Consider the following 25,423-nt stretch of genomic DNA (forward strand, 5'->3'; position numbering starts at 1 on the left):
GCGGGAACTTTTCCCGGCGGCAGTTTTTCCAAAGGGAAATCTTTCACCTGCGAGATCTGCCGCCACTATGAAAAAAACAGCCACATTTTTTGCCGTTTTGTTGGTCTCCGGCAGCGCCTATGCCGTCGTGCCAACACCCACCTTGCCTGCACCCCCGCCCATGCCGGCGCCGCAGATTTCCGGCGTCAAGGCGGCGGTGTTGCTCGACGTCAATACCGATCAAGTCCTCCTCGACCAAAATGGCAAAACCAGTTATGACCCCTCGGGCCTGGTGAAACTGATGACCGCCTATCTGCTCTATCAGGCAGAGGGTCAGAAAATGTTGCAGCCGAATGAGCACATCACGGTGTCGGTGGACGCCTGGCATGCACCGGGCTCACGCATGTTCATTCAGCCAGGTCTGCCCGTGACCGTGGATCAGCTCACCCACGGCCTGCTCATCGATGGCGGTAATGACGCCGCTATTGCCATTGCGCAGTCGGTGGCCGGCAGTGTCGGTGGCTTTGTCGATCTGATGAACCGCGAGGCGGCGGCGATGGGGCTGCACCAGACCCATTTCGTGAATCCCGATGGTATGCCGACCCCAGGGCAGCGCAGCACGGCGTTGGGCATGGCGCGCTTGGCGCGTGCCCTGTTGGTGAAATTTCCGCAGGTAGCACAGATCGCAGGCCTGGCGAGCTATCAGTACAACCACATTACCCAGTACAACTACAATCCCCTGGCAGGACAGAACGGCATCACCGGGCTTGGAGTAGGTCTGGCATCCGGCAACAATTGGGATCTAGCGGTCAGTGCCAGCAAAGATGGCCGCGCCTTGGTGGCGGTGATATTTGGGGCCAGCTCGCGTGCGGTGGCGGGTACCGATGCCTCCGCTATGCTGCATTACGGATTCCACGGTTGGCAACAGCAACAGGTCTATCCTGCCGGCGCGGTTGTGGCACAGGTGAAACGAATCGATTGGAGTCCAGAGACGCTCTCGGTCATCACCCCTACGGCAATCACGGTAGCCATTCCCCGGCCGAGTCAGGGGAAAGTGGAGGGTCGCTTCGTCGCCGACCCCAAATTGCAGGTACCACTGAAAGCCGGTGCGCAGGTGGGAACTCTCGACTTGCTTTGGCAGGGTAAGGTATTAAAAACGGAGCCGGTAGTCGCAAAAAATGCCGTGGCCAAGGCCGGTTGGTTTAGTCGTCTCTGGCATCGTGCGCAGGGGGCATTATGATCCGCTGGCTTCCCATTTTACGCTGCTACACGGCCTGATCGATGTCGATGTCTACCTCTTTCCGCCATCGCAGCTGGCGGTTTTGGCTGGCCTTTGTTGTCCTCTTCGTGCTGTTGGATGCCACCGTCGCCATCGGTTTCTGGACCTGGCGCATCTGGGAAGAACTGCCACCGGTGCATGAGCTGCAACACTGGCATCCCGCCGAACCCCTGCGCATATATGCCAACAACGGTGAGCTGCTGCAGGTGATCGGCCCACAATTGCGCTATGCGCTACCTTTGCAACAAGTACCCAAGCACTTGCAAGAGGCCTTCATCGCTGCTGAAAATTCCAATTTTTATAGCCATAACCCGATCTACTATCCGGTCAGTTTTCCCGGAATCATCCGCGCCGCCTGGGTGGATCTGATCCATTGGGGGCCGGTACAAGGGGCGAGCACCATCACCGAACAGGTGGCGCGCAATTTTTATCTTACCCCCAAAAAGACCATCACCCGTAAGGTGGCGGAGATACTGCTTGCTTACAAATTGGCGAATCACCTAGATCGTGCGCAGATCCTGGATCTCTACGTCAACAAGATTTATCTGGGCGAAGGTGCCTATGGCGTGCAGGCGGCGGCGGAGACCTATTATGGCAAACCCGTTGGGCAACTCAGCCTGGGAGAGATGGCAACATTAGCGGGCTTGCCCGCTGCACCATCGGCCTTCAACCCTATTGCCTCGCCAGCCTCCGCCAAAACCCGCCGTGACTATGTGCTGCGGCGCATGGCGAAGCTTGGGTTCGTCAGTGAGGCTGCCGCGCAACGGGCCATTGCTGAGCCCATTCGCGCCCGCTACCACGCCCCGGCGAGCAATTTGGCGCCCTATGTCACCGACTGGATCCGCACTTGGCTAGAGAAGCACTTCGGGCCAGACTTCACCTATCGCAGTGGCTTGCGCGTCTACACCAGTATCGACCCCCGCGACCAACGTGCGGCCAGCCAAGACATGGCCGTGGGCCTGGAAAACTACGGAATGGGTCTCGATAGCATGGATCCCAAGGCCTGGCGCGGTCCTATCGCCCAACTACGTGGCCAGATGCTCCAGGCCGCCCTTCAGGGGCAGCGTCCACCCATGTTGCCGGACTATGACCCTGCCAATCTCCGTTGGGCGGTGGTGGAAAAAGTAGATGCACAACAGGCGCAGATCAAAATCGAGGGGCAACGCCAGGGCCATCTAACCCTCAAGGCGATTGCCTGGGCGCGCTTGCGCCCCAACGGTCAACGCCCGACCGCTGTGGATCAAGTCGTGGCGCCGGGCGACCTCATCTGGGTGCGGCATTACGTATCGGCGGCTACCGAGGGAACGGGAAACCCCGTCTGGGGTACCAAGGTGTGGCACGACGTCACCCACGGCGGCTGGCAGTTGGCGCAGATTCCCCACGTGCAAGGGGCACTGGTTTCCCTAAATAGCCATAGCGGCGCCATCCTCGCCCTAGTGGGTGGCTTCAGTTATGAGCTCAGTCATTTTGACCGCGCCCTGTACTCCTTTCGACAACCGGGGTCCGGGTTCAAACCTTTTGTCTATTCCTCAGCCATCGACGCCTCCACCCTGCTCGCCAGTGGCCATAAAGGCTACTACACCCCAGTGTCGTTGATTGCCGACACCCCGCTCGTCATCCATCTGGCGGACGGGCAAATCTACGCACCCACCAACTACAGCCGTACCTTTTCCAACGTGCCCTTTCCCATCTGGGAAGACCTCGCCGATTCGCATAACGTGCCGAGCGTGCGCTTGCTCATGGATGTTGGCATTCCCTATGCGAAAACCTATGTGCAGCGCTTTGGCTTTCCGGCCACACAAGTACCCGCGACCCCGTCCATGGTCCTTGGTGCTGGCGACTTCAGCCCCCTGCAAATGGCCCGCGCCTATGCCACCTTCTCCAGCGGCGGTTTCTTGCCCCACCCCTACCTCATTCGTAAGGTCGTCACCGCGACTGGCACGCAAGTAGCGCTCTTGCACTGCCCCTTGGCCTATCAAGCACCCGCCAAGCAGACGATCATTCCCCCGGGGGTTGCTTACCTGATGACGCGGATGATGGAAAAGGTGATTCGCGTGGGCACCGGCGTCGCGGCGCAGATCCTGCACCGGCACGATCTGGCGGGCAAAACGGGCACCACCAATGCCGAGGAAAATGCCTGGTTCAATGGTTTCAACCCGCAGATCACGACCTCGGTATGGGTGGGCTACGACGATAACCACACGATGGGAACTTGGGCAGCGGGCGCGCGCGAGGCCTTGCCCATCTGGATACGTTACATGGGAACGGCATTGAAAGGCATGCCGGACAATGGCTTTTTTATGCCGCCAGATGTGGTCACCGCAAACTATAATCCGCGCACTGGCACCCTGGCGGATCCGGGTCCAGATGCAGGCTCCACCAGCAAATTAGGGTACTTTCTGGCGGGTTATCTACCGCCCAAGGCCAAAACGCAGCAGCAGAGCGAAGAGCAGAGCTTCGTGCACGCACTGATGAAGATTTTTTAGGAGTGGGAATGAGTGAAGAGAGTGGCGAAGGTAATAGCGGCCATGCCTGGGTTTGGGCGCTGTCGATCATTATTTTGGCAGTCATTGCCTATTTTTTTGTGCATGCCTGGCTAGTGAATGGTGTTGACCAACCCGACCCGCACCCGTTGACGGTGATCGATGGCCAAGCCACACAGCCCGTACCGCAGTTGCCCGAGCGCAAGACCATAGATGGTCAAGCGGCACCGTATTCCTGACTTCAGTCCACATCGTCAGTCCATAAAAAGGGAGCTGACGGAATCTTCCTCGGCAATGCGGCGGATGGTTTCGGCGAAGAGTTCGGCAACCGAGAGCACGCGAATCTTGTCACAGGCTTTGCCCTCACTGCTGAGAGGGATGGTATCTGTTACCACCAGTTCATCCAGCGCAGAGCCGCTGATGCGCTCAATGGCCTTGCCCGAAAGGACTGGATGCGTGCAGTAGGCACTCACCCGCAGCGCCCCGCGCTTCTTTAGGGCATGGGCCGCCTCACAGAGGGTATTGGCGGTATCCACCATGTCGTCCACCAGCACGCAACTGCGCCCCTCCACCTCACCGATGATGTTCATGACCACCGATTCGTTGGGTCGCGGACGTCGCTTGTCGATGATGGCGAGGTCGACTTCCAGACGCTTGGCGATGGCGCGCGCGCGCACCACACCACCAACGTCGGGCGACACCACCATGAGATTTTCTGGATTCTGCCGCCAGATGTCGCCGAGCAAAATGGGCGAGGCGTAGATATTGTCGACGGGAACGTCAAAAAAGCCCTGAATTTGATCGGCATGCAGGTCCATGGTCAGGACGCGGTGTGCACCGGCCGTAGTGACCAGATCGGCTACCAGCTTGGCCGTGATGGCGGTACGCGCACGGGATTTGCGATCCTGCCGCGCATAGCCAAAGTAAGGCATCACCGCGGTAATGCGGTTGGCGGAAGCGCGCTTCAGGGCATCGATCATGGTCAACAATTCCATGAGATGATCATTCGTGGGGGCACAGGTCGGCTGCAGGACGAAGACGTCATGACCGCGGACGTTCTCCAGGATCTCGACGAAGACCTCTCCGTCGCTAAAGCGGCTGACTTCGGCGCGTCCCAGAGGGATCTGGAGGAATTTTACGATTTGTGCTGCCAGGGCGGGGTTGGCATTCCCGCTAAATACCATCAGGTTACCGTGAGACATGAAAGGATGGGTCCCTCTGCACTGTCCGCAAAAATAAAATGGCTGGGGCGCCAGGATTCGAACCTGGGAATGCCGGAATCAAAATCCGGTGCCTTACCGCTTGGCTACGCCCCAGCAGGGATTTCCGGGAGGAGGTCGAGAAGCGGGTGGCGATTGCGCCCACGCACCGACCAGCCGCGCCATTGGGACGGTAGTCGGGCGAGAAGGACATCACTGGCCATCTCTTCTGGAAGCTCGGCGAAGCAACAGGCACCACTGCCCGTCAACTTTGCATTCCGCAGGCCCTGCACGCGCAACCAATCAATGCATTCTGCAATGACTGGATAACGATGCCGAACCAGGGGCTCCAGGGTATTCTCCTGCTCCCCCCCCAAAAACGCCGTTATTGTGCTGGGCGGGTGTTGGCGTGTCAATTCAGGGGCACGAAAAATTTCTGCTGTGGCGACGGAGACGCCAGGATGCACGAGCAGATAGCGGCGCTCCGGGATCGGCGGCATCGGCTGCAGTAGCTCGCCAATGCCTTCCGCCCAGGCGCTCTGGCCAAATAAAAAAATCGGAACATCGGCGCCCAAGGTAGTGCCGAGAGCGAGCAACTCCGCACGTGACAAGGCGCAACTCCAGAGATGATTGAGCACCAGCAGGGTACTGGCGGCGTCGGAAGACCCTCCACCCACGCCGCCGCCTTCGGGCAAACGCTTGCGCAAGGTGATCTCGACGCCTTCGCGGATACCACAGTGCTCGGCCAGGAGACGCGCAGCGCGCAGGGTCAGCTCCCTCTCTGGCGCCAGACCCTCTGGCCCACCAAAAGAGCGAAACACGCCCGCGGGGGCGGAGGTAAAATGCAGCTCATCCTGCAGATCGAGAAACTGAAAGACGCTTTGCAGCAGGTGATAGCCGTCGGCGCGTTGGCCGACGATACGCAACATGAGATTGAGTTTGGCTGGAGCGGGGTACCAGATCTCGGTCATGATTGCCCCAACTGCCAGTTGCTGACCGCGATACGCAATTGTATGCCGCTCGGCCCGGTGGCTTGCAATAGCGCTGGCATGCGCAGACCACCCACGGCCTCGTAGCGCAAGTACTGCAGTTGCCAAGCGCCCCAGTGTACCCGATCGGGCCAACCTGCGGCATCATAGCTGCTGACTTGCCCGGCTGGGGGAATGCCCAGCAGCCAGCCGGGGAGCTCCTGCACCGGCAATGCGACGCCCAGTACGCGTTCAAGCAAGACGCTCATGTTACTCGCCGTCAGTTTCTTGCCATTGGCCTCCAACAACGATGCCTGCTGACCCGTATCCCGCAGCTCGGCAACGGTGTTGCCAAGGGGGCCAAGGATGCTAAGCCGTTCCCCGTGTGGCTGTTGCTGCCAGACAAAGCCAAAACTCTGGCTACCGCGTGGGCTGCGTAAGGAGGCCTGCCCGGTGGCCGTCCACCGTTGTACGGAGGCAAGCACCTGTGCCCGCTGCTCAGCCGGAAGCAGGAGATGCACATTGCTCGGCGGCGGCAGCTGGGCGCAGGCGCTCAGCAGGAGCAGTGCGGGAACTACCAAAGCAGCCCAAGCACGCACAATCATCGTTTTCATGGGTGCAGCAAGGCCTCTTGCAACTGGCGACTGTCGGGATGTTTTTTAAGACCGCGCTGCCAGAGGGCGCGTGCCTCCTTCTGCTGCCCCATTTGCCAAAGGACGCGGCCCAGGTGGTTGAGCAGCTCTGGCTCGTCCCCCATCTGTGCATGCGCCTTTTGCAGATAGTATAGGGCCTTCTTCTGGTCGCCCTGCAGGTGGTAATACCAGCCTATGCTGTCCTGAATATTGGGGTCTTCCGGCGCGATTTGGATAGCTTTTTCGAGATATGCCCCCGCTTCGGGCAGCTGTTTGTGGCGTTCGAGCAGGCTATAGCCGAGAAAGTTGTAAGCTTGCGCATCGTCCGGACGCAGATCGATGACGATACGCATGGCTTTGTCCATCCCTGCATAATCCTTCTGCTGCTCAGCTACGATGCCCCGCGCATACCACAGGGCGGGATCGCGGGGGTGCTGTTCCAGGGCTTGATCGAGTATCTGTGCGGCCATGCCATATTCGGCCTCCTCTTGCAGCAATTGCGCACGCAAGAGAGGGATTTGTGCATCATCAGGATGTCGCGCCTGCAGCTTCTGCAGTTCCAACAGGGCCTGGTTCTTGTGTCCCTGGGCGTAGTAGGTTTGCGCCATGCGTAACTGTGCCTCATCTGCCAACGGCGTACCGGCCAGCTTTTCGTAAGCCTCCCGGGCCTTTGGCCAGTCTTTGCGAGCTTCGGCAATACGCCCCTGGTAGTAAGAGTTCAGCGGCGAATGCGGGCTCAACTCGCGCAAATGCTCCAGCGCCTGTTGCGCGCCCGTCCAATCGCTTTCGCCAATCGCCAGCAGCAGAAGTTGATCCCAGATCTTCGGTTCGTCCGGGCGCAACAGACTCAGTTGTTGCAAAACGCGGTAGGCTTGGGTCTGCCCGCCCAAATTGAGGTAGAGCTTGGCAAGATAAGCGCGCGCATCTGTGGCACTAGGATGGGCGGCACAAAAGTCTTGCACCGTTTGTAAGGCAGCCAAGGAGCTGCCCTGCTGGCGTAGGCTTTCGGCATAGAGGACGACCGCCTCTTCCCAGTCTGGGCGAAGTTGTAGCGCCTTGGCAAAGGCTTCTGCAGCGCGGCGCGGGTGTTTTTGCAAGAGTGCGAGCCGACCCAGGGTGAGCTGCGCCGCGGCAGAATCTGGATGGTTTTGTATCACCGTATGGAGGAGGCGCTCGGCATCACCAAAGCGGCCATGTTGCGCCAGCAGCTCCGCCAACTCGCTGCTGACGCGCTCGTCCTCGGGAAAGCGTGCCAGTGTGGCCTGCAGCAGATCGATAGCGGCCGGTTCCTGGCCATCGGCAAGGAGTAGTCCCGCTTCGAAGCGGGCCGATTCGCTATCTTCCGGCGCCAGCTCATGCCAGCGTTTAGCCCAACGCAGGGCTTGGGAGAGGTCACCAAGCTGGGCGGCGGCCTTGCTTGCTGCCGCGAGCACCGCTGCCGTGGGGAGCTGATCGACGCTATGTTTCCAGGCCGGAATGGCGATTTCGGGGTCATGCTTCTGCGTGGCAAATTCCGCGCTGAGGAGATAGTACAGATCTTCTCCTGTCAACTGGACGCTGGCCTCGGCCATGGATGCCAAACCGAGCAAGATCAAACCTGCCCAACACCTCCAAGCCTTCCCGCCCATGCAATTCCCTGTCCTATGCAATGCGCTGACAATAGCGCCAGCCTCGGCGGCTTGCAATCCAGGCAAGCCTTGCGGACAATGCGCCGGTGAAGTCAGTGCCCCAATGTTACGGATGGTGCCGCCATTTTTTGCTACGGTTTGAGTCATTACAGCGCGCCCATCGAGGTGCGTGAAAAAGTCGCATTTGCGCCAGACCAACTGGCGGCGGCACACCGGGATCTCCTTGCCCAAAACCTGGCCAAGGAAGCCCTGATCATTTCTACCTGTAACCGCACAGAAATTTACACCTATGGCGGTCCGGGACCACAAGAGAGTCGCTTACAACACTGGTTGGCCAAGTTTCATGGCATCGATGCGGAGCTCCTGACCGGGAACAGCTTTGCCTTTCAGGATGCCGCTGCAGTGCAGCACCTGTTTCGTGTGGTTTGCGGCCTGGATTCCATGATCATTGGCGAACCACAGATCCTCGGGCAGGTGAAAGACGCCTACCAGGTTGCGGCAGACATCGACAGCACCGGCCCCGTCCTCAATCGTCTGTTGCACTGGGCCTTCCGCGTTGCCAAACAAGTACGCACCGAAACCGCCATTGGCTCGGCGCCGGTGAGTGTCGCTTACGCCGCCGTAACCCTGGCGCGTCAATTATTAGGCTCGTTGCAGGGTAAACGGGTATTGCTGATCGGCGCCGGAGAAACCATCGAACTAGTGGCCACCCATCTGCGCGAGCATGAGCTGGATGGCTTTCACGTCGCCAATCGTAGCCCCGAGCGCGCGCGCGTGCTGGCCAATCGGCTGGATGGACAAGCTTACCCCCTGGAAGAGGCGGCGGCCCTGCTGCCACACGTAGATCTGGTACTAAGCTGTACTGCCAGCCCGCAGGCAATTCTGCGTTCCGCAGAGGTACAACAAGGCCTGCCACGCGAGCGCGGCGGCTTGCTTCTGCTCGATCTCGCTGTACCCCGCGACATTGATCCTGGCATTGGCGATCTCGACGATTGTTACCTCTATACCATCGATGATCTCAATGACATCGCGCAGGCCGGAGTGCAGGCGCGGCGGGAAGCGGCAAAGGAGGCGGAACAGATCATCGCGCAAGAGGCAGAAGGCTTCCAACACTGGCGCGATAGTCTGGAGGTAGTCCCTGCCATTCGTCGCCTGCGCGAGCACGTAGAGCAGGCACGGCAATTGGAGTTGCAGCGTTTTCTTCACTATCTGCAGCAAGGGCAGGATCCTGAGTCGGTACTCGATGCCTTTTCCAAGGCGCTTATGAACAAAGTGCTGCATGACCCCATTTCTACCTTGCGCCAACCCTGCCAAGAGGCAACCAGTGAGGCCTTGGTCGCCTCCCTCGACATCCTTTTCCATCTCAGCGACGCCGAAGGATGACTCTCAGCCCCCGTCTGGCGGGCCAACTCGAGCAGTTGCGCCTGCGTGCCGAAGAACTTGAACATCGCCTGGCGAGTCCCGAGATTCTTCAGGACCCACAGCAGTATCAAAGCTTGTCACGCGAGTTGGGCGAGGTTCAGCCCCTGCGGGACCTTCTCGCCCGCCAGGAGCGGCGGCAGACAGAATATGAGGATGCCCAGAGCATTTTGCGGGAGGAAAGCGACGCGGAGCTGCGCGCCATGGCCAGCGAGGAGCTGACTGCGGCGGAAAGCGAACTTGCTGAACTGGAAGCGGAATTGCGCCTGCGCCTACTACCCAAGGACCCGCAGGACGAGCGCAATGTCTTTCTGGAGGTCCGGGCCGGCACCGGTGGCGACGAAGCGGCGCTGTTTGCCGGTGACCTAGCGCGCATGTACACCCGTTACGCGGAGAGCAAGGGCTTTGGCGTAACGATTCTCTCAGCCTCGGAATCTGAGCGCGGTGGGTACCGCGAGGTGGTATTGGAAATTTCCGGGCACGGGGCCTATTCCCGCTTCAAATTTGAGTCCGGCGGACATCGGGTGCAGCGGGTGCCGGATACCGAAGCCCAGGGGCGCATCCACACCTCCGCGTGCACCGTGGCGGTCTTGCCCGAAGTGGACGAGATCGAAGGAATAGAGATCCAAAACAGCGAGTTGCGCATTGATACCTACCGCGCCAGTGGCGCCGGTGGGCAGCACATCAACAAGACCGACTCGGCCGTACGCATCACCCATCTTCCCTCAGGACTGGTGGTAACCTGTCAGGAAGATCGCTCGCAACACAAGAATCGCGCCAAGGCCATGTCCCTCTTGCAAGCGCGCTTGATGGAGATGGCGCAGGAAAAGCAGCAGAGCGCTACGGCTGCGGCGCGGCGTTCCTTAGTTGGCTCTGGCGACCGCTCGGAGCGTATTCGCACGTACAATTTCCCCCAGGGGCGGGTAACCGATCACCGCATCAACCTTACCCTCTATCGCCTGGAGGCCATTCTTGCCGGAGATCTGGACCCTCTCTACGAGGCTCTGCTGCGTGAGCACCAGGCCGACCTCCTGCAAAACCTGGGTGATGATGCCTGAAATACCGGCCGCCGAGGATTCCCTGCGGCACTGGCTACTTTGGCTTACCGACCAGCTGGCACAGCAAGGTGACGCCCCGGCGCAGGAAGCACGCTGGATTCTCGAAGATGTCTTGGAAAGCAGCATGGAGCTATGGCGCAGCCCACAGGCTCCCCTGGGGGAGGCGCGCCGGGCACGCTTGTTGTCCCTGCTCGCGCGTCGTCTTGACGGCGAACCACTCCCCTATTGCCTCGGTCACTGGTCTTTTATGGAACTCGACTTGCGCGTTGATCCACGCGTGCTGATCCCCCGCCCGGATACCGAAACCTTGGTACGCTGGGCCCTGGCGCATTTGCCTGTGGAGGGCGCGGTACTCGATCTGGGTACCGGTTCCGGCGCCATCATTCTCGCCTTGGCGCAGGCACGGCCAGACCTGGACTATTGGGCCGTGGATTGTAGCAACGCGGCCTTGGCCCTCGCTCATAAAAATGGCGCGGCCTTGGGTCAAAACATCCATTGGTGCGCGGGGGACTGGTGTACCGCGTTACCCGCAGGACAGCGTTTTTCTTTGATCGTAAGCAATCCGCCCTACCTGGCGGCAAATGATCCGCACCTGATGGAGCTTGCGGCAGAGCCCATCGCCGCCCTGGTGGCAGGAGAAACTGGACTCGAAGCGTATCAGGCCATTCTTGCCGGGCTTGCGCCACACCTGGAGCCGGGTGCCCGCATAGGATTCGAGCATGGCCACGAGCAAGCGCAAGCCGTACGCGGGCTCTTGCAGCGCCATGCCTGGCAAGAGGTGGACACCTTGACTGATCTTGCCGGCCGAAAGCGAGTCAGTACCGCCGTTTGGAGCAAGGACTGTGCCTGAATTACCCGAGGTAGAGGTAACGCGCCTAGGTATCGAGCCACATCTCGTGGGTCGACGCATCGTGGCGGTGATGGTGCGCGAGTCGCGTTTGCGCCGCCCGGTGAATAGTGATCTCGCAACGCGCCTGCAGGGACAAAGCATCCGCCAGCTGCGCCGGCGCGGAAAATATCTCGTGGCCGAGCTCGATCAGGGGCAGATCTTGCTGCACTTGGGCATGTCCGGGCACCTGCGCATTCTCCCGCAAGGTACTGCCGTACAACGTCATGACCATATCGACCTAGTGCTGGACGATGGCAACTGCCTGCGCTTTCATGATCCCCGCCGTTTTGGCCTGCTTCTATGGGGCGAGGACTGGGCAAGCGACCCGTTGCTCCGAAGTCTCGGACCTGAACCGCTGGGAAGCGGGTTTGATGGCGATTATCTCTTCGCGCGCAGTCGTGGGCACCATCAGGCCATCAAGAGCTTCCTGATGGACTCGCATGTTGTGGTTGGCGTCGGCAACATCTACGCCAATGAATCTCTGTTTCGTGCTGGAATCGACCCACGCCGGACGGCCGGGCGCGTCGCTCTCCCCCGCTATCGACGACTGGCAGAAGCCATTGTAGAGATATTGCAGAAGGCCATTGCCGAGGGCGGCACTACCCTGCGGGATTTTACCCACCCCGATGGCGAAAAGGGGTATTTTCGACTATCTCTCTCGGTGTACGGACGCGAGAATGAACCCTGTGTGCGCTGCGGGAATCCGCTGCGGAGCTTACGTATCGGGGGACGCTCGTCATTTTTTTGTGGGCAGTGTCAGCGCTAGAAGCAGCAAAAGGGAGCGATATGCCGAATTCACTGAACAGTTCGCCGATCCTGCAAAGTCTGCGATCTTTTCACCTTTGGCGGGAGAAAGTAGCGCAATCGCTGCATCAAATGGCTGAGCTCACCGGAGATCTCGGTCTAGTTCCTGGCGGGAGCATTCTCCACATTGAGAATCTCGCCTTTGAAGTCGAACAGGACAATTTGCGCTTGGCGGTGGTGGGAGAGTTTTCTCGTGGCAAAACCGAACTGATCAACGCCCTCCTTTTCGCCGATCTCGGGCAGCGTTTTTTGCCCTCCAGTACGGGCCAAACAACCATGTGCCCAGTGGAAATCAGAGGTGCACCCCAAGGGCGTCCTGGGCTTCAACTGTTGCCTATAGCGAGCCGCAGCATGGACATCAGCATCGAGAAACTTAAGCGTGCAGGAAGCGCTTGGGTGCGTGTGGATTTTGGGGAGGAGGCGAACCGAGGCCAACGCTTGAAAGTTTTGACAGAAACCATTTGCGTCACTATCGAAGAAGCCAGGCGCCTTGGTCTCTGCCCGCCACTCAATCGGGTCGCCAAAAGTCGTGAAAACACCGTATGCCCATCCTGTGGCCTAGGCAAAGTTTTGATTCCGCGTTGGCGACACTCCATGCTCTTTCTCCCCCATCCGATTCTCGATGCTGGTCTGACCGTACTGGATACGCCAGGATTAAATGCCATCGGTGCGGAGCCTGAATTGACGTTCAGTATGCTCGCTGGTGCCGATGCACTGCTATTTATTCTGGGCATCGATACTGGGGTAACGCAAAGCGACATGGTGATTTGGGAACAGTATCTCAAGCGCAACCAGAACCAGCGTCAGCTCGTTCTTCTGAATAAAGTTGACACGCTGTGGGACGAGTTGCGCGATCCCTTTGAGATCGAGGAAGAAATCGAAGTCCAGGCGCAGCGCACGGCCGAACGTCTGGGGATCTCGCGGCAACAGATTATCCCGATTAGTGGGCAGAAGGCCCTGCTAGGACGTATCCGAGGAAATGAGGAGCTGCTGCAGCGAAGTGGTATTCTGGAATTGGAAAAAGCCATCGCCGAACTAATCATCCCCGGCCGCCGAGAATCGCTAGAAAAGAAAAGTCGGCCTCTCGCAAAACGCATCCTAGCAGATCAACAAGCATTATTATCCGAGCAGGACCAGCGACTCGTCACACAAATACAAAGTCTGCACGACCTCAAGGAGCGTACTGGCGAGAAAGTTCCAAAGCTGATTCGACAACATCAACAGCGTTTGACACAGTTCGACCACGATCGCGCAGCCTTCGAAGGGCAGAAACTAGCCTTTCAGAATTCCGTGCAAAAACACCTTCTCTCCCCCCTCTCCACGGCCACCTTTGATCTGATCATTAGCAACGCCAAGGGTGAGATGCTTTCGGCCTGGACGACTGCGGGAATCGTCGATCGCTTTCGCAACTTCTTCGCCGAAGCAACGCGGCAATTTGACATAGCACTGGCTGGCGCCGAAACGGTCAATGGCGAAATTGCCAGAGAATATGCGGCGCTACAGAAGCGTTATTCTTTACCGCCGCTGGGAACCATTCCTTATGCCATTCTTCCGCGACGCGCAGAATTACTAGCCATGGCAGAAGACTACGAACGCTTTGGCATGATGTTGGAAATTGCCGTAAATACCCAAAGTGCCGTAGTACGCAAGGCTTTTTTGACGGTGGCAGGAAAAGTACGCGACTATATTGTTGAGACTCGTCGCGATGCGCAAAACTGGGTAGACGAGGTCATGGCGGTCATGAATCAGTACCTCGAGACTCACCATCAAAAAGCGGCAGAGGAACTTGAAGCCTTGGAACGAATCTCTCAGGCCATGGATAGCATTGATAGTCGGGTACTGCGCTTACAGACGCAGCGGGCTGCGACGCAGGACCAATTAGTAGAACTCGAGAGAGTCGGCGCGCAGGTGCATAACGCCCTCGACGCGACTTTCACTTGATTCAGATGGACACCCCTGTTGTCAGGCCATCTGTTCCCCCCGACCGATGTAGAGCAAGAGTATAGAGGGGAAACTGGAGAGGATGATGCAGTTCAGTCCGGAAAGGTAAAGAAGCGATTCTACAGCAGTTACTCTAGATTTTAACCCTCTCCTTCGTTCAACTCTGCTAGCAACTCTGATGCTATATCTACGCGACGCGCAGTTTTTATATTGTTATTATTAATGTACGATAAGATTTCCACTAACCCATAAATCCTGCCGGGTCGAGAAATAATTCTTGGATGCAATCCAATTGTTAGAAGTCTTCTCTGCCTTTTGGAGTTAGCTTCATCTCGCAAATACTTTATTGCGGGTATTATGTATTCAGAAAACGATTTTCCAGATGAAAATATCCCTGCTTTAAATTGCATGTCGTTACATTCAAAAGAGTACGGTATGACGACGAACTTAACTGGCGCCTGAATCCTGTATGGTATTTCAGAAGAGTAGTCGTCGCTATCATAGAGAAAGCCCGAGTTCATAAGGATCCTTCTGGTATTGGTAGACGAGCTGCTTCTGGTGTGCCAGCCTAAAGGATAAGAACCTATGGCATTAAATATCGCGTCTTTTGTCCGCGCTACTTTGGTTAATTCTGTATTATAATCCATATTGGAATGGCTCTCCCATCTCCAACCATGGCCAGATATTTCGTGTCCTTTCACGAAACAGTTGTTGACCATGTCCGGATATTTTTCAACTGCAAGTCCGCAAGAGCTAATCGTGGCGAAAATATTAAACTCATCTAAAACGTTCATCAGACGTTCCATGCCGGTATTTATGGTATAATTATAGTGGGATTGCAAACATAGATCTTCTCCCGGTATATTGTCAATACCGTCATAGCTGGCATTATTTTCGCTGTCTCCATTAAGAATAGAGAGTTCTGCTCCTTCCTCAAAGTTGACAACGACTGATATACAAAAATAGTCTTCCGAAGGTTCATTATAGGTGCCACTTTTCTTCATAGTAAGAACTCCAACATTAGTACTTTCCCAAACTCAAAAAACTGCACGAATCCCGTGCACCCGAAGTGTTTTTAGTTCCTCCAACACGGGCGGCGGCGCGCTCCCGAATTGCTGACTGACTCCCATGGCGATCACAATCCGGCCACAGCGTGCCAAAGCAAAACCCGCCCTGGCACAAATCGGGGAGAAAAGTGTCAGCAACATAATTTCTTACCATACGCGGACTCCCAAAAAAACAACTACCTAGCGGAACACAGAAATATAAAATACCTATTCACCAAGTGACTTCCAGCGTTTCGGAGAACTCGAAAGTCTCAATATTTGTTTGTGGCTTACAATGTTCCACAACGAGAAAATCCCCTCCATCGGAGGAAATTAATGAATGATGCCACACACCGCGAAATAAATTAACTCCTTTCCCACCGCTAAACACAAAAGCACGCAAGCATTCTCGACTAGGATACTCTTCTGTCCCTGCAACTACGACTATAAACGTCTGTCTGAACAAAGGCATAAATAATTGACTGCCGCGCGGGTGACGTTCCAATTCCTCTACATGTATAGTTGAACTACTAGCTTTTGTACGATAAATGTTGACACAAGCATCCTCTGCGTCAATGCGGGTGATGGAACCAATTCGTAACGCACATCCGTGATTGATCTCACGCGCGTCTTGACCAGCAATGTCGATGATATGCCCATACGGGGCGAACATTTTTTCAGTAACCGGATCAGCTAAGATAGAAAACATGCTATATCGTATCGAAACTATGGATTTAGTTGGTATGCGCGAAATCTGCTAACGCCACCATCTGGAAAAATGTTCAAACGCACATGGGACAAAGTGCCAAGGTCTTTTACCTCACTACAGTAACAATGCTTTTGATCCGGACCTAACACTTGCCGTGGAAGCAGGGTTGTCCAAAACATGCTATCCGACCTAACATTGTTGCCTTTATGCACATCTATGTAAGCCCCCAATACTTCGAACGACTCAGGATAATTACCTTTAAAGTGCGTGGTATCCAACTCAATACGCTCAACGCATCCGGCTTGCCCTAGCTTAATGATACACCAATCAAATCCCGGCTCTCTACGTCGTCTAGTTTCCCATCCATCCGCCATACTTCTTGGCTTTGTCTGAAGCAACATGTTGCGCGGGTGTCCATAATGAGCGTCGCTCCACGCCAAAACTTGTGCGCCGTTCAACATGGATGCCAAATCCGTCTCCGTCGAGCCAGCAGAGTCTGATAATGCAAAGCGCTTGACTTCTCCATAAACACGCAAACGAGCAACGCCACCGTCTGGGAAAATATTCAACTTGACATGAGAACAGATACTTTCTTTGTCCACTGGGATGATGGCGACTGTATTTGGTTCTATCTCCATATAATCGACAATAGGAAACCAATTGCTATATTCATAGGCATTAACTTCTGAGCCAAACATATTACCCTCGATCATAATACCGCGAGGGGAGTTTCCAGTGAAAAACCGAGTGTCCACTTCAACAAACTTGATGGAGGTAAGCGCAGCCAATTTCACTTCGCAATAATCATGACCGGGGCCACGTCGGCGACGAGTCTCCCACCCATCCACGACTTTACCGTGGTCATCGTACAAATCAGGATCAAATTTCGGTGGTGCGTGCGCAATAAGGTTCTCGCAACGTCCAAAGAACTCGTCAGTCACCTCGACGACTGCCGCACCAAGAGACGAGTCCGCGACGTTGTAAAAGCGCTCAAATTCGCGCGATATAATTGCATCATCGTCCATATGATAATCTCTCACGTTCATGCTAAATAACAAATAACTTGCCTTATGGATGAAATTCTCGCCAGTGTCTCGCGATATCAATGCGTCTTGCAATCCATACTCGATCCTTCTTTTCGATGTAATCAAGGAATTTCTTTAATGCAATAAATCTACCTGGTTTGCCAATGATACGACCATGCAGTCCCACAGACATTAGTTTAGGAGATTCCCCTCCTTCTTCGTACAGCGTATCAAAGGTATCACGTAAATAGAGAAAAAACTCCTCCGAAGTAACAAACCCGTTGGGCAGAAGAAACCGCATATCGTTTACATCTAATGTATAGGGGATTATCAAATGTTTCTGTTCCGTTCCTCCGTTACCGATTACCCAAAATGGCAGTTCGTCTCCATAGTAATCAGAGTCATATTCAAATCCGCCTTCTTCTATTACTAACTTTCTGGTATTAGGGCTATCCCTACCGGTATACCAGCCGAGAGGACGGGAACCTAGTAAGTCCTGAAAAATACCAATAGCTTTCTGCATGTGTAAACGTTCTTCACTACTATGCAATTCTTGATAACTTATCCAACGCAAACCATGGCATGCCACTTCATGGATAGATGTACGGAGTGCAGACGCAACTTCTTGGTTGCGAGCTAACGCTTGCGCAACCGCAAATATTGTTAGCGGCAATTTTCTCTTTTCAAATTCCCGCAATACGCGCCAGATACCAACTCTAGAGCCATACTCAAATGATGATTCGACGCTCATATGACGGCTGCTGTACGGCTGAGCTTGACTAACCTCCGATAGAAAAGTCTCTGACCTAGAATCCCCATCTAATACACAGTGTTCGCTACCCTCTTCATAATTTAAGACGAACTGGAGAGCGACGCGCGCCCTGCCCGGCCAGTCGGCATGCGGTGGCGTCGAGCCATAACCGATAAAATTTCTTTCTCCCTCAATCGTAATCTTCATAACATGCTATTCCATACTGAATAACGGCCGGAAAACTCCTTCTTTGTTGGACGAGCTAAATCTCCATGTTTACTCGTCTTTAAGCCCGACTTCACCATCGCTTCAATGAGACAAATTGCTGTACGTACACCGTCTATGACGGGAATTCCAAGCTCAATAGTTAATCGCTCCGCGTGCAGGCCCAGCGCCGAACATCCGAGCACAATCGCTCCAATATTATCCTCATCCCGAGACCGATAGCATTCGTGTGTGATCAGATCAACGATATCACAACCATTTTGCGCAATCCCGAGGACGGGAACATTTACGGATCGGATATTACGGCAATGTCTTTCAAACCCATATCGGACCAAGAGCTCCTCGGACTGTATAGCCGTACGAGCCATAGACGTGACGATTGAAAATCGTGTCGCAACAAGGGTTGCAGCATGCATTGCTGCTTCAGCGATACCAACTACTGGACCTGATGATATCTCTCTCGCCGCGAGAAGACCCGGATCGCCAAAACATGCTATCACCTGCCCGTCTGCGCGCTGCTGTTCACCGACCGCGACGAGTTCCAAAATACTTGCAGCGGCAATCGCGTCATCCAAATGTGATTCGATCGAAATAGGCCCGTCGGTCGGGGACACGACCTCCACAATAGTATCGTGGGATGCAAACTTATTAACTATATCGCCAATTAAACGAGTCATCTGTTTGCTGGTATTAGGATTAATGACATTAATCTTCATTTTAATCTCCTACTAAAAATTTCGTACAAGTCCTCTTGACCGTCAGAATCCGATATAAAAACTAGCGAATTCTCAATATGATCGAGATGTTCCTCAACCCAGCGTGTCGCAGAGGATACCTCTTTATCAGAAATCAGATTCAACAAGTGATCATGATGGCTGCATGCCACGCTATCTCTTGTACCGTACAGAGAGAGAATTAGCGATGTTCGCGCAAGTAATTGGGATAAATAGTATGAAATTGACTGATTATTAAGGATCCCAATTAACGCATGGTGAAAGTGAATAGAGTGAGATATAGAATCACGATTTAATTCCTCACTTAGCTGAATGGAAGTCTCGTGCGTAACAATCTCCCTAAGAGCGGTCATGTCTTCAGGAGTTATACGGGATATAACCGTAGGGATACAGTAGGATTCAATCATTTTTCTCGCAAAAAACACGTCCCTGGCTTCAAGAGGGTCCGGAGCTGCAACTTTCGCTCCAACGTAACGCGTGATTTCAACCAACCCCTCTATGCTGAGTCGTTGCAGAGCTGAGCGGACAATGGTCCTGCTGACCTGGAAAACGGCAGCAAGCTTCTCCTCACGCAGTGGGTAGCCAGGGGATGCCTTGCGACTAACTATCGCATCCACAATTTCGTTATAGACGCGGTCTCCGGCCCCACTATCGAGCTCGGGTCTATCAAGTAGTCGGTGATTTCGCGAGTTTGCCATGGCACAAATATATACAATAGACATTACAATTACAACACTCGCGGGATCGAAAACACGCGGCCAAAATTTTTAATATCGCCATACGCTACGTGAAACGCCTCTTAAGTAAAAACGATGCAGATCTGCGTTACGGTAAACAGACACCGTGACATATAAGCCTGGACTTAGTAAGAAGGTAGCACCAGTCCCTTTCTCTGAACGAAAGCGCCACCATAAGTTTTCCGAATGGAGCGATCCGAAATAATTATTTTCCCTCGCAAAATCACAATTGCCGGCCAAACTCTTAGCGGAACCCCCTCATACGGAGTGTAGTTTACTTTTTGGTGAAGATCCGCGAACGAGATAACGCTATTTCTTTCATCCCAGACGACTAAATCTGCGTCAGATCCAATAGCTATTGTTCCTTTCTTGGGATATAAACCGTAGATTTTGGCTGGTGTAGTGGCTGTAAGATCGACGAATTTGTTGAGGGTTATCTTGTTTGCCTGGACACCATACGTGTATAGTAATGGCAACCGTGTTTCAAGCCCAGGCACGCCATTCGGAACGGTAGAGAAATCGTCCTGAATTTTATCCCCCTTTTCGTAATTGAATGCGACATGGTCTGACGAAACAATATTTATGTCTCCGGTGCGCATGGCATTCCATAGTGATTCCTGAGATTCCTTGTCACGAGGAGGCGGACTGCACACATACTTCTCCCCTCCGTTATGCTCAGTCTCATTACCGAGATCAGCTGACGTTAATAAAAGATACTGAGGACAGGTCTCCGAAAACACCGGCTTTCCGGAAAGCTTTGCATCACGTATCACATCAATCGTTTTACCGCCGGACACATGAACAAGGAGAATTGGCGCCATAGCCAACTCACTTAAGACAATCGCACGATAGGCAGCTTCTCTCTCTACAAGAGGTGGGCGAGAGAGCGCATGACATATCGGCGCCTTAAGTCCACGAGATAACAACCTATCAGTCATCCAGCTTATGCAGTCAGCATTTTCCGCGTGTATCATAGCCAATCCGCCGTGCTCAGAGATAACCTCTATTAACGATAATATATCATAGTCATTCATACGCAAGCTATCGTAAGTCATATATATCTTGAATGACGGATATCCCATCTTAATTGCCTCAGGAATATCTTTCACCGTATTACCATTGCAAGTATCAGTAATGATAGAATGTATCCCATAGTCTACGTAGCTTCTAGATTCTACCTGTGTCGTATACCGACGTATTGCGTCAAGAAGTCGCTGCCCGCGTTGTTGCAGGGCGAACGGGATAATTGTCGTGGTGCCGCCATGAGCGGCCGCAGCCGTGGCTGAAGGGAAATCATCCACCGTTTGGCGGCCACCATCATCTGCTGGTTGCTCGATATGGCAGTGGGCGTCTACTCCCCCTGGGGTAACCACACGATAGTTCACATCATATACGTCGTCTCCGGTGAGATCAGTTCCGATTCCCGTGATTAGACCACCTCGGATACATAAATCTGATAGGAAGGTATCAGTAGCGGTAACACACGTGCAATTCTTTAGCACGAAAGTCCTGTCATTACCCGACGACATGTTACCTCCTAGCGATAAATCTGGCCGCTCTTTCAAAAACACAGACGGTTGGGTCTAAAACATGACAGGCGAGGTGGCTTGCCAAATATTCATCCATTACGCATGATACCATATTCGTACACATTGGAATAATTAATCGCAACGATGTTGACAACTTAGACTTTGCCGCGCTTAATATGCGCTCGCAAGTTACGTTACTGAAACTATAATTGTCTTCAATAGCTAGATGTCCTAAATCCGTTACTTCAAAGCCATGAGCGCTAATATTTTTAATTATACGGTTATGTATAGGCGTAATGTAAGGGGTAAATAATCCTATGTTGTCAAGCTCCTTCTCTTTTAATTCCGCGATCAGCGAAGTGAAGCAGCCAATCGCTGGTGCGCCGGCTCGGACGCTTATTTTTTTGAGTAGTTCTTCCTCAAAATCTGAGCCTAGCCAGCTTCCCGATGTCCCAGCCCATATGACTACGTCCGGTTTTATAAGGGAGGCGTGGTCTAATATATTTTCAAAGTTAATGAGGGAGAATGTATCTGATCCACTACCCTCATCAGATATGGATAACACCGGGAGCCTAAATATATGAACATCAATTCTGGTAGAAATTCCACTCGTTTGAATATATCGTTCGACCCAAATATTTGTGGTTGGAATTATTACGATATACCTAGGCAGACCTTCCAATCGTGTATCGAGACGCTTCGTATCCATATGGCTAACTCCTTGGACTTGTTCATCGATGAGCAGACGGCATTGCCGATAAATCTGTTCGACGTTGCTCACAAGACGGTATCCTACCTTCGGATAATCGAAATATCATGTACGTGAGATTTCGCAAATAGTGGACGCCGAAATAATCGAAACATATATCATTAGTACGTTCTATCTGATCCAGATTTTCGCGCCATTCGTTTGATTTAACGGTTTCACTCTGGTTGCTAGTTATATTAGAAACAATCAATTCTTTAGTCCCTCTCAAATAAATATTCTAATGTGCCATTCCTGTTGGCACATCTACTATGTTCGACCCCGGCTCTGGTGCCATGTAAAAACCAGACTGAGGTGTAATCGCTTCCATACGTGTTGTATCGCAGGCCTCCACCTTTGCTGCCCGGTCGCGTGATTCTCCAAACACATAGCACCCAGTTCCATGATTCACCTCTAGGTGCAGTGGGACGTGAACTGCCCTATGGAACTATGTTCGCCAGTATAGTCCTTTGTTACCCGCTGCAATCCCATGCCTCTCTTATCCTACCTCGCTTTTCCTTCTTCAGAATGGCTCCTCTCGGCTCTCGACCGTACCGCATCCTCATCTCTCCTACGCGCCCCTCAGATACTATCACTTTACACCAACAGAAAAGGCCGGATAGCCTGACACGGGGCGAAGTGTTGCAATTCATACTTGAGCGCACCCGGAATAATGAGAGCTGTCTTGTCGGCGTGGATATGACCCATATGAATATGTTTACAATCACGGATCAATTTGCTGTGCTAACAAGCTCGAAACGTGCCGCTCCAAACTTACAAACGCGCCATCCGACTCATTCCTGGGATATGGGAGTGAATTCTGCAATATCACCGGGCTAGCACCTTTTCTAATAATCACGATATCTGTCGAAATAGATACTGCCTCTGTAATTGAATGGGTGATAAAAAGGATAGAAAGCTTATATTTTTTCCAAAGAGAAATTACAAGCGCTTGCATACTATTTCTTACGCTTGTATCTAGAGCAGAAAATGGTTCATCCATTAATAGTAGCTGAGGTAACATTACGAGAGCGCGAGCGATGCCGACGCGCTGTTGCATGCCGCCGGATAATTGATGAGGATAATTATTAACGCTGCTTCGCAAATCAACTTCATCGAGTGCTGACATAACAATATCCAGTTTCCGTGCCATCGCAAACGATTTATGATGGAGCCCCGTGAGAATGTTGTCACGAACAGATTTCCAGGGGAAAAGTGTAGGCTGTTGAAATACTACCGCCCGACTGGGAGACGGCTTTAGAACCGTTTCCCCGGCGACGTTTATCTCACCATACGACGGTTTTTCAAAGCCCGCAAACAAATTTAGGAGTGTTGTTTTACCAGCTCCGCTTTTTCCGAGCACTACAATTATCCTATTCTCCGCGAACGACATGGAAAGATTGGAAAAAATTATATTTTCAGTTTCATTGTGATAATGCTTGCTGAGATTTTTAACCTCTATATAACTCATATTCCCTCGTGATGGCAGGGTGGTACAATGTATGGCATATCATTCACGATGACTTCTGCGGCATTTAAGATAAATTATATTTTGACTGCCTGCTTTAGCCATTGACTAACTGATCAAGAACCCCTTACACCTGTCTGCTCATGCCAGGCGACTGACTTTTTGGTAATTAGCCTTACAATATAATCACTTGCGAAGCCACAAGACCCAATCACTAACATGGCTGCATAAACCTCTGAATAGTCGAAATAATTATACGCGTTCCACATCGTATAGCCAAGACCACTGTGTACACCCATCATCTCAGAGGTAACCTCCATCATCCATGCCAAGCCTAAGCCTAGCCTAATACTCCCAATGATTGCGGGAAGCGCGCTGGGTAAGACCACTAAGATGATGCGATGAAAACCACTATATCCCAACATTCTACCTGCACGTAAAAAATCTCTAGGAACGCTGGCGACTGCTGTGGCGCTCGCAGCCATAATTGGGAAAAACGCACCATAAAAAGTTAAGAAAATATTGGTTTGTGATCCCAACCCAAGCAAGATAATCGCTAGCGGGAAAATCGTTATTGGTGGAATTGGTCCAAGAACACGAAATGTCGGCGTTAATAAATTGTCGGCAAACGGACTCATGCCGATTGCTATGCCACTGCCGACTCCAATAAACACTGCCAGAACGAAACCGATACTCAACCGAATTAGAGTTATACTTGTATCTGACGCAAGCATATTCCAGTAGAAAAGCTGATGATACCGCTCCGCACCGTGACCACTCCAAACTTCAAGGGCTATAAATATTTCACGCGGTGTCGGGATCAGTGCAGAAGGAAGCCAATGAAAAAAGCCATCGAGCAACCAAACTGTTAAGATTACGCTCGGAATAATTAGCCCTAGAGAGACATTGGCAGCCCGGAGTCCTGCCCGCCTCCACCATTTAGACATGCTCTTTCCACTGTAAAATTTTTCATCTTGTACGTTAACGCTGTTCACGTAGTCGATCCCTCCGAAGGTCGCGCTTTCCATTGTTATGCTGGGGCATAGTGAATGTGCTGGAGCAGTTGCTCTTTACTAATTGGCTTGTCGAGAAATCCATATTTTGCCATAGCGTCACCCATGCTCAGCATCTTCTGGATAGGAAGAGTGTATGATGGGGTTAACTGTTCCAATGTTAGATCTATAGCTTTCGAAGACACGTTAGAATATTTTGCCACCACTTGACCCCACAAGTGTTGTCCTTCTGTTGTTTTAAGATATTCGGTTAGCGCTATCATTCCGGTACCGACGTCCTTGAAGACGGCGGGTGAAGAACTTATGTATGGATCTGCCATAAGTACGAGATTGGTTAAATCACCGGCCGGCTGGTCATAGGGATAAACGAAATGGGAAGCTAAACCTGATAGCTCCATTTCGACGCCAAACGGCTGGACAGGAGCAGCAGCTTCGGCCGCACCCGACGCCATCGCTTGCGACATACCGGGATATGGTACGTTAATCAAATGAACATCGGCGTTTACTGTTATTCCCATTTTTTCCAGCAATAGCCGTAACTCGATGTCTTGAACTGATCCAAAAAATGAGGCAATGCGAAAATGCTTTCCTTTTGCCTTATATTCTGTAATCACTTTCTTGAGGTCTTGCCAAGAGCCGGGAGGTATCAGTAAATCCTTTCTGACTACGAGGTCCGAACCCCCGTTGCATTGCCCGGACACGGCTGAGACCGGGAGACCCTTGCTAACCATGCCAAGGAACGCCGTATATATGTTCTGCGCCACCTGAATATCATTCTCCGTAAGCGCAGCTGTGATTGTTGAGATATCGCTAAACGACCTGTAACTAACTTGGTAGTTTGGCATAAACCGGCCTAGGAGGGTGATCGCCACAGAATTCGCGCCCTGCAGAAATCCAACGGTGAGCTTAGGTTTCGGAGTGGCACCATATACGATTGGCGGTAAGGCAAGCGATACACCAGCGATAGCTATGTTGGTTATAAAGGTTCGTCTTGAGATATTCACGAAGTGCTCTCCAATTAATAGTCAGGTCTCGAAACCCTACAAGCACATTCTATGCCATTAGCTGATGCGGTACGTCAGCAGTTCAATAACTGGAATTTGAAATGCGCTGGCCAAGCCGCGCCCAACAGGTAAAGAAGATATTGCAAGAGCGGATTTGA

Annotated in this window: 23 protein-coding genes and 1 tRNA gene; 8 read left to right on the forward strand and 16 right to left on the reverse strand. The window is 53.0% G+C overall.

All coding sequences use genetic code 11. From position 1 onward, the window contains the following. Window positions 1-67: 67 nt before the first annotated feature. From AB4090_RS10515 to AB4090_RS10525, 3 genes are read left to right on the forward strand one after another with little or no spacing between them, the layout of a single operon-like run. Window positions 68-1,219 (forward strand): D-alanyl-D-alanine carboxypeptidase family protein, encoded by a 1,152-nt coding sequence (locus tag AB4090_RS10515; RefSeq protein ID WP_369573832.1) that lies wholly within the window; start codon window positions 68-70, stop codon window positions 1,217-1,219. A 41-nt stretch (window positions 1,220-1,260) separates the two neighbouring features. Beyond that, a complete protein-coding gene (locus tag AB4090_RS10520; RefSeq protein ID WP_369573833.1) occupies window positions 1,261-3,744 on the forward strand; it encodes a penicillin-binding protein 1A in 2,484 nt (827 codons plus the stop codon). An 8-nt stretch (window positions 3,745-3,752) separates the two neighbouring features. Beyond that, the gene (locus AB4090_RS10525) at window positions 3,753-3,980 is read left to right on the forward strand and encodes a hypothetical protein (protein WP_369573834.1); all 228 of its coding nucleotides are present in this window, start codon (window positions 3,753-3,755) and stop codon (window positions 3,978-3,980) included. Between the two features lie 15 nt (window positions 3,981-3,995). Here the strand turns inward: AB4090_RS10525 and AB4090_RS10530 are convergent, their stop codons facing one another. The 5 genes from AB4090_RS10530 to AB4090_RS10550 form a co-directional block, all read right to left on the reverse strand. After that, window positions 3,996-4,943: a ribose-phosphate pyrophosphokinase gene (locus AB4090_RS10530; protein WP_369573835.1), complete on the reverse strand. Its 948-nt coding sequence runs from the start codon at window positions 4,941-4,943 to the stop codon at window positions 3,996-3,998. Between the two features lie 39 nt (window positions 4,944-4,982). Then, a tRNA-Gln gene (locus AB4090_RS10535) sits at window positions 4,983-5,057 on the reverse strand. Further along, window positions 5,048-5,911 (reverse strand): 4-(cytidine 5'-diphospho)-2-C-methyl-D-erythritol kinase, encoded by an 864-nt coding sequence (gene ispE / locus AB4090_RS10540; RefSeq protein WP_369573836.1) that lies wholly within the window; start codon window positions 5,909-5,911, stop codon window positions 5,048-5,050. Before ispE ends, AB4090_RS10535 begins: the two co-directional genes overlap by 10 nt. Then, window positions 5,908-6,522, reverse strand: coding sequence for a lipoprotein insertase outer membrane protein LolB (lolB, locus tag AB4090_RS10545; RefSeq protein WP_369573837.1), 615 nt, complete (start codon window positions 6,520-6,522; stop codon window positions 5,908-5,910). The genes ispE and lolB overlap by 4 nt, the downstream gene beginning before the upstream one ends. Further along, a complete protein-coding gene (locus AB4090_RS10550) occupies window positions 6,519-8,315 on the reverse strand; it encodes a tetratricopeptide repeat protein (protein WP_369573838.1) in 1,797 nt (598 codons plus the stop codon). The genes lolB and AB4090_RS10550 overlap by 4 nt, the downstream gene beginning before the upstream one ends. Between AB4090_RS10550 and hemA the strand changes: the two genes are divergently transcribed. From hemA to AB4090_RS10575, 5 genes are all read left to right on the forward strand, one after another. Next, window positions 8,307-9,551 (forward strand): glutamyl-tRNA reductase, encoded by a 1,245-nt coding sequence (hemA, locus tag AB4090_RS10555; RefSeq protein ID WP_369573839.1) that lies wholly within the window; start codon window positions 8,307-8,309, stop codon window positions 9,549-9,551. The genes AB4090_RS10550 and hemA overlap by 9 nt on opposite strands. After that, window positions 9,548-10,645 (forward strand): peptide chain release factor 1, encoded by a 1,098-nt coding sequence (gene prfA / locus AB4090_RS10560; RefSeq protein ID WP_369573840.1) that lies wholly within the window; start codon window positions 9,548-9,550, stop codon window positions 10,643-10,645. Before hemA ends, prfA begins: the two co-directional genes overlap by 4 nt. Further along, window positions 10,635-11,495: a peptide chain release factor N(5)-glutamine methyltransferase gene (gene prmC / locus AB4090_RS10565; RefSeq protein ID WP_369573841.1), complete on the forward strand. Its 861-nt coding sequence runs from the start codon at window positions 10,635-10,637 to the stop codon at window positions 11,493-11,495. Before prfA ends, prmC begins: the two co-directional genes overlap by 11 nt. Then, the gene (gene mutM, locus AB4090_RS10570; protein WP_369573842.1) at window positions 11,488-12,300 is read left to right on the forward strand and encodes a bifunctional DNA-formamidopyrimidine glycosylase/DNA-(apurinic or apyrimidinic site) lyase; all 813 of its coding nucleotides are present in this window, start codon (window positions 11,488-11,490) and stop codon (window positions 12,298-12,300) included. The genes prmC and mutM overlap by 8 nt, the downstream gene beginning before the upstream one ends. A 110-nt stretch (window positions 12,301-12,410) precedes the next feature. Further along, window positions 12,411-14,279, forward strand: a complete 1,869-nt coding sequence (locus tag AB4090_RS10575; protein ID WP_369573843.1) for a dynamin family protein — start codon at window positions 12,411-12,413, stop codon at window positions 14,277-14,279. Between the two features lie 140 nt (window positions 14,280-14,419). On the opposite strand, the gene AB4090_RS10580 is transcribed toward AB4090_RS10575, so the two are convergent. From AB4090_RS10580 to AB4090_RS10630, 11 genes are all read right to left on the reverse strand, one after another. After that, window positions 14,420-15,283, reverse strand: a complete 864-nt coding sequence (locus AB4090_RS10580) for a polysaccharide deacetylase family protein (RefSeq protein WP_369573844.1) — start codon at window positions 15,281-15,283, stop codon at window positions 14,420-14,422. 274 nt (window positions 15,284-15,557) lie between these two features. After that, a complete protein-coding gene (locus tag AB4090_RS10585) occupies window positions 15,558-16,034 on the reverse strand; it encodes an ureidoglycolate lyase (protein ID WP_369573845.1) in 477 nt (158 codons plus the stop codon). 17 nt (window positions 16,035-16,051) lie between these two features. Next, window positions 16,052-17,080, reverse strand: a complete 1,029-nt coding sequence (gene alc, locus AB4090_RS10590; RefSeq protein ID WP_369573846.1) for an allantoicase — start codon at window positions 17,078-17,080, stop codon at window positions 16,052-16,054. A 22-nt stretch (window positions 17,081-17,102) separates the two neighbouring features. Next, window positions 17,103-18,017, reverse strand: coding sequence for an allantoinase PuuE (puuE, locus tag AB4090_RS10595; RefSeq protein ID WP_369573847.1), 915 nt, complete (start codon window positions 18,015-18,017; stop codon window positions 17,103-17,105). Next, window positions 18,014-18,751 (reverse strand): aspartate/glutamate racemase family protein, encoded by a 738-nt coding sequence (locus AB4090_RS10600; protein ID WP_369573848.1) that lies wholly within the window; start codon window positions 18,749-18,751, stop codon window positions 18,014-18,016. Before AB4090_RS10600 ends, puuE begins: the two co-directional genes overlap by 4 nt. Next, window positions 18,748-19,491, reverse strand: coding sequence for a GntR family transcriptional regulator (locus AB4090_RS10605; protein WP_369573849.1), 744 nt, complete (start codon window positions 19,489-19,491; stop codon window positions 18,748-18,750). The genes AB4090_RS10600 and AB4090_RS10605 overlap by 4 nt, the downstream gene beginning before the upstream one ends. 140 nt (window positions 19,492-19,631) lie before the next feature. Next, window positions 19,632-21,035, reverse strand: a complete 1,404-nt coding sequence (gene hydA / locus AB4090_RS10610; RefSeq protein WP_369573850.1) for a dihydropyrimidinase — start codon at window positions 21,033-21,035, stop codon at window positions 19,632-19,634. Window position 21,036: 1 nt separating this feature from the next. Then, the gene (locus tag AB4090_RS10615; protein ID WP_369573851.1) at window positions 21,037-21,816 is read right to left on the reverse strand and encodes a hypothetical protein; all 780 of its coding nucleotides are present in this window, start codon (window positions 21,814-21,816) and stop codon (window positions 21,037-21,039) included. A gap of 688 nt (window positions 21,817-22,504) precedes the next feature. After that, window positions 22,505-23,251: an ABC transporter ATP-binding protein gene (locus AB4090_RS10620; RefSeq protein WP_369573852.1), complete on the reverse strand. Its 747-nt coding sequence runs from the start codon at window positions 23,249-23,251 to the stop codon at window positions 22,505-22,507. Between the two features lie 113 nt (window positions 23,252-23,364). Then, the gene (locus tag AB4090_RS10625) at window positions 23,365-24,276 is read right to left on the reverse strand and encodes an ABC transporter permease (RefSeq protein ID WP_369573853.1); all 912 of its coding nucleotides are present in this window, start codon (window positions 24,274-24,276) and stop codon (window positions 23,365-23,367) included. A 2-nt stretch (window positions 24,277-24,278) separates the two neighbouring features. Then, entirely contained in the window at window positions 24,279-25,265 is a 987-nt protein-coding gene (locus tag AB4090_RS10630) for an ABC transporter substrate-binding protein (RefSeq protein ID WP_369573854.1), read from the reverse strand. Window positions 25,266-25,423 lie beyond the last annotated feature (158 nt).

Source organism: Acidithiobacillus sp. IBUN Pt1247-S3 (assembly GCF_041146875.1).
Lineage (GTDB): Bacteria > Pseudomonadota > Gammaproteobacteria > Acidithiobacillales > Acidithiobacillaceae > Igneacidithiobacillus.